Here is a 4750-nt window from a genome sequence, read left to right on the forward strand (position 1 = left end):
CAGGCCCAGGTCTTCGGCGACGATCGGCAGCTCGCCCAGCCGCCGCTGGATGGCCTGGAACAGGCCGATGCCGGGGCCCGGCAGCCAGTGGCCCTGCTGCGCCGTCAGGCAGCTGGCCGGGATTTCGTAGTAGCCGGCAAAGCCGCGGAAGTGGTCAATGCGGAACACGTCGGCATGGTCCAGCGCGCGGTGCACACGCGCCGTCCACCAAGCGTAGTCTTCCGCGGCCATGCGTTCCCAGCGGTACAGCGGGTTGCCCCAGCGCTGACCGAGCGGGCCCAGCTCGTCGGGCGGCACGCCTGCCACCACCGTGGGCTGGTAGTGTTCGTCCAGCACATACAGGTCGGGCCGGGCCCAGCAATCGGCGCTGTGGTGGGCCACGAAGATCGGCAGGTCGCCCATGATGTGCACGCCGCGCTCATTGGCATAACGCTTCAAGGCCATGGCCTGGGTGTCGAAGCACCACTGCACGAACTGCCAGAAGCCGATCTCGGCCGCCAACGTGGCGCGCGCCTGCTGCAAGGCCGCGGCGTCGCGCCCTTGCAGCGGTGCGGGCCAGTGCCACCAGCACTGCCCGCCCTGGGCCGTTTCCAGCGCCATGAACAGCGCGTAGTCTTCCAGCCAATGGGCCTGTGCCAGGCACCACTGCGCAAACGCGCTGCGGTCGGCCGCGCTGGCCTGGGCCTCGAAGCCCGCCGCGGCCACGCGCAACTGGGCCAGGCGCCAGGGCACCACCGGGCCGAAGTCCACCCGCTGCGCACTGAAGCCGCCCTCAGGCAGCACGGGCTGCGGCAACCAGCCTTTGGCCACCAGCGGCTCCAGCGCCACCATCAGCGGGCTGCCGGCGAAGGCCGAGACACTCTGGTACGGCGAGTTGGCCGGGCCGATCGGCGTGGTCGGCAGCCATTGCCACAACGACTGGCCGGCCGAGACCAGCCAGTCGACGAAGTGGAAGGCCTCGGATCCGAAGTCACCGATGCCATGCGGCCCGGGCAGCGAGGTGACATGCAGCAGCACACCGGCCGCGCGTTGGTGCAGGTTCATCGGCAGGTCCTTGAGGCTCAGGGGTTCAGGGCACGGCGCTGCGCAGCACCATCAGTGCCCGCGCCGGCACGTCCACGGTGGCCACCGCCGGCAAGGCCGTGCCGCTGGCATGTTCACCGCTGGAATCGATGGCCACCTGCCACAGGCCGGGCGGCAGCGCAAAGGCGGTGGCTTCGGTCTCGGGGTTGAAGGCCAGCAACAGCCGGGGCTCGGGTGCGTCGCTGGTCGAGCCGAGGATCTGGCAGGAGAAAGCGTGCTGGGTGTTGTCGTGCCAGTCGGCCACCGTCATCTCGCGGCCGCTCGGTGTGTGCCAGCTCAGCGAACGTTCGCCGCTGGGCAGGCCGGTGCCACCGCGCACCGGCGTGGCGGGGCGGAACCAGCGGTCGTGGCGCAGCGCGGGTTCGCTGCGCCGCAGCGCAATCAGCTCGGCAACGAAAGCCTGGAAGGCCCGCTCGTCGGGCTGCGCGCCGTGCGCCCAGTCCAGCCAGCCGACGCGATTGTTCTGGCAATAGGCGTTGTTATTGCCCTGCTGGCTGTTACCGAATTCGTCGCCGGCGCACAGCATCGGCGTGCCCTGGGCCAGCACCAGCGTGGCCATCATTGCGCGGCGCACACGCAGGCGCAGGGCATTGATCTCGTCATCGTCGGTCGGGCCTTCGACGCCGAAGTTCGCGCAGGGCTCGTGGTCGCGGCCATCGCGATTGTTCTCGCCGTTGGCCAGGTTGTGCTTGCCGGAGTAACTCACCAGGTCGGCCAGCGTGAAGCCATCGTGCACGGCGATGAAATTGACCGACGCGCTGGGCCGGCGCTGGCCATGGTGGAACAGGTCGCTGGACGCGGTGAAACGCCGCGCCAGTTCACCGCGGCCGACGCTCTTGCCCGATTCCGGGCCCAGCCAGTAACAGCGCACCGTGTCGCGGAACTTGTCGTTCCATTCCATGAAGCGCCCGGGAAAGCGGCCGACCTGATAACCGTCATAACCCGCGTCCCAGGGCTCGGCGATCAGGTGCACACGGGCCAGCACCGGGTCCTGGCGCAGCGCGGTGAAAAAGGCCGCATGCGAATCGAAACCATGGCGGGTGCGGCCCAGCACCGGCGCCAGGTCGAAGCGGAAACCGTCGACGCCCATCTCCTGCACCCAGTAGCGCAAGGAGTCCAGCACGAACTGCGTGATGCGCGGATGCGCCACGTTCACCGTGTTGCCGCAGCCGGTGAGGTTTTCGCAGCGGCTGCGGTCCTCGGGATCCAGGCGGTACCAGCTGGCGTTGTCGAGCCCGCGAAAGCTCAGCGTGGGCCCCGTCTCGCCGGCCTCGGGCGTGTGGTTGTAGACCACGTCCAGCACCACCTCCAGGCCATGGGCGTGCAGCGTGGCGACCATCCTGCGGAACTCCGCCGCCACCGCCGAGGGGTCGTCGCGCCGCTGCGCCAGGCCCGGATCCGGGCAGAAGAAGCCCAGCGTGTTGTAGCCCCAGTAGTTGCTGGCGCCGCGTGCCGCCAGCGCGGGTTCATCCAGGTGGTACTGCACCGGCAGCAGCGACAGGGTGGTGACGCCCAGGGCCTTGAAATGCGCCAGCGCCGCCGGGTGCGCCAGGCCGGCGTAGGTGCCGCGCAATTCAGCAGGGATGCCGGGATGCTGCTGGCTGAAACCCTTGACATGCACCTCGTACAACACCATCTGCGCCGGGCTCAGCCGGGGCCCGCCGTGTGGGGCGAAGTGCGTATCGGGCGGTGCCACGCGCGCCTTCAGCGCCAGCGCGGCGTTGTCGCGCGCATCGAGCGAGCGGTGGCCGTCCGGGTGGCCCAGCGTGTGGCCGTAGTGCTCTTCGCGCCAGCGGAAGGCGCCGACGATCTCGCGCGCGGCCGGGTCCAGCAGCAGCTTCGCTCGGTTGAAACGGTGGCCTTGTTCGGGCGCATACGGCCCATGCGCGCGCAGGCCGTACACCAGGCCCGGGCTGGCATCGAGCAGGAAGCCGTGGAACACGCCGTCGTGCGGGCCGTGCAACGGGTAGCGGCGCAGTTCACGCACGCCATCGGCATCGAACAAGCACAGCTCGATGCGCTGCGCATGGTCGGAGAACACGGCGAAGTTCACGCCGCCATCGCGGGCGTGGGAGCCCATGGGCTCGTGCCGGCCTTCTTGCAAGGTATCGGGCAATCGTTTCATGAATCAGGCAGGGACCAGGAAGATCGTGGCCAGCGGCGGCAGCGTGATCACGACCGACTGGTCGCGGCCATGCGCGCCGACGCTGTCGGTCTGCAGCGAGGCCAGGCCGTTGCCGACGTTGCTGCCGCCGTAGAAGCTGGAATCGGAGTTCAGCACTTCGCGCCAGGCGGCCACGCCGGGCGGCACACCGAGGCGATAGCCCTCACGCGGCACCGGCGTGAAATTGCAGGCCACCAGCACCAGGCCGCCCTCGTCATCGCGGCGCAGCCAGGCATAGACCGATTGTTCAGCCTCGCTGACGGCGATCCATTCGAAGCCGCGCGGCTCATGGTCCAGCCGGTGCAGCGCGCTGTGCTCGCGGTACAGCCGGTTCAGGTCGCGCACCAGGCGCTGCACGCCGGCATGGCGCGTATCGCCGAGCAGGCCCCAGGGCAGTTCGACGTCGTGGTTCCATTCGCTGAGCTGGCCGAACTCCTGGCCCATGAACAACAGCTTCTTGCCCGGGTGGCCCCACATGAAGCCGTAGTAGGCGCGCAGGTTCGCGAAGCGCTGCCAGTCATCGCCCGGCATGCGGCCGAGGATCGAGCCCTTGCCATGCACCACCTCGTCGTGCGAGAGCGGCAGCACGAAGTTCTCGCTGAAGCCGTAGACCAGGCCGAAGCTCATCTTGTCGTGCTGCCAGCGGCGGTGCACGGGATCCGTCGCCATGTACTGCAGCGTGTCGTGCATCCAGCCCATGTTCCACTTGAAGTGGAAGCCCAGGCCGCCGGCATAGGTCGGCGCAGAGACGCCGGGAAAGGCGGTGGATTCTTCGGCCACCGTGAAGGCGCCGGGGCACTCGATGCCGACCACTTCGTTCACCCGCCGGATCAGCGCGATGGCTTCGAGGTTCTCGCGTCCGCCATGCACGTTGGGCAGCCACTCGCCGGGCTCGCGGCTGTAGTCGCGGTACAGCATCGAGGCCACCGCGTCGACGCGCAGGCCGTCGACGCCTTGCCGTTCGATCCAGTACAGCGCGCTGCCGATCAGGAAATTGCGCACCTCGTGGCGGCCGAAGTTGTAGATCAGCGTGTTCCAGTCGCGGTGAAAACCTTCGCGCGGGTCGGCGTATTCGAACAAGGCGCTGCCGTCGAACTGCGCCAGGCCGTGCGCATCGCTCGGGAAGTGCGCCGGCACCCAGTCGAGCAGCAGGCCCAGGCCTTGGGCATGGCAGGCCTCGACGAAGCGCGTGAAGCCCTCGGGCGGGCCGAAGCGGCTGGTCGGTGCGTACAGGCCCAGTGTCTGGTAGCCCCAGGAGCCGTCGAAGGGATGTTCGGTGACCGGCAGCAGCTCGATGTGCGTGAAGCCTTGCTCGGCCGCATAGCTCGGCAAAGCAGCGGCCAGTTCGTCCCAGCTGTGGAAACGGCCGTCCGCGTGGCGACGCCAGGAACCCAGGTGCACCTCGTAGATCGCCATCGGCGCCTGGCGCGCGTTGGCCGCGGCGCGGCCAGCCGGCAGCGCGCGGCGCGGCGGCAGCGGGGCGACGGTGCTGGCGGTTTCCGG

At 69.1% G+C, this 4750-nt stretch carries 3 protein-coding genes; all 3 read right to left on the reverse strand.

Annotation, left to right across the window (positions count from 1 at the left end; translation table 11 throughout):
• On the reverse strand, positions 1–1044 hold a 1044-nt coding region (gene malQ / locus VLK61_RS26660; protein ID WP_325425731.1), incomplete at its 3' end, for a 4-alpha-glucanotransferase.
• Between the two features lie 25 nt (positions 1045–1069).
• On the reverse strand, positions 1070–3208 hold the full coding sequence (gene glgX, locus VLK61_RS26665; RefSeq protein ID WP_325425733.1) for a glycogen debranching protein GlgX: 2139 nt from the start codon (positions 3206–3208) through the stop codon (positions 1070–1072).
• Positions 3209–3211: 3 nt separating this feature from the next.
• A partial coding sequence (gene glgB / locus VLK61_RS26670; RefSeq protein WP_325425735.1) for a 1,4-alpha-glucan branching protein GlgB occupies positions 3212–4750 on the reverse strand: 1539 nt, incomplete at its 5' end.

Source organism: Aquabacterium sp., from assembly GCF_035476535.1.
Lineage (GTDB): Bacteria > Pseudomonadota > Gammaproteobacteria > Burkholderiales > Burkholderiaceae_C > Pseudaquabacterium.